Source organism: Natrialba sp. PRR66, from assembly GCF_034808065.1.
In the GTDB taxonomy this organism is placed as follows: domain Archaea; phylum Halobacteriota; class Halobacteria; order Halobacteriales; family Natrialbaceae; genus Natrialba; species Natrialba aegyptia.
Genome location: NZ_JAXHGN010000229.1, coordinates 1 through 243, shown reverse-complemented (window position 1 = coordinate 243; position 243 = coordinate 1). Strand labels below are relative to the sequence as shown.

Here is a 243-nt window from a genome sequence, read left to right as displayed (position 1 = left end):
CTCCAATCGTACAACGAGTATTCTCTCGCTCAACTCATCTACTACGCAATGAAGGAGTCTGCCACCTCTGAGCAGAGTTCCCGTATGACTGCTATGGACGGAGCTTCCAAGAACGCCGGAGAGATGATTGACAAGCTGACCCTGGCCTTCAACCGTACTCGTCAAGCTGTGATTACCCGAGAACTGATCGAAATTATCTCCGGAGCATCGTGCGTCTAAATTTCGAACGGGAAGAAGAAAAAC

At 49.4% G+C, this 243-nt stretch carries 1 protein-coding gene; it reads left to right on the top strand.

Annotated elements, in window-relative coordinates; genetic code table 11:
• Positions 1–219: F0F1 ATP synthase subunit gamma (locus SM755_RS24070; protein WP_323174891.1), on the top strand; the 219-nt coding region annotated here is incomplete at its 5' end.
• Positions 220–243 lie beyond the last annotated feature (24 nt).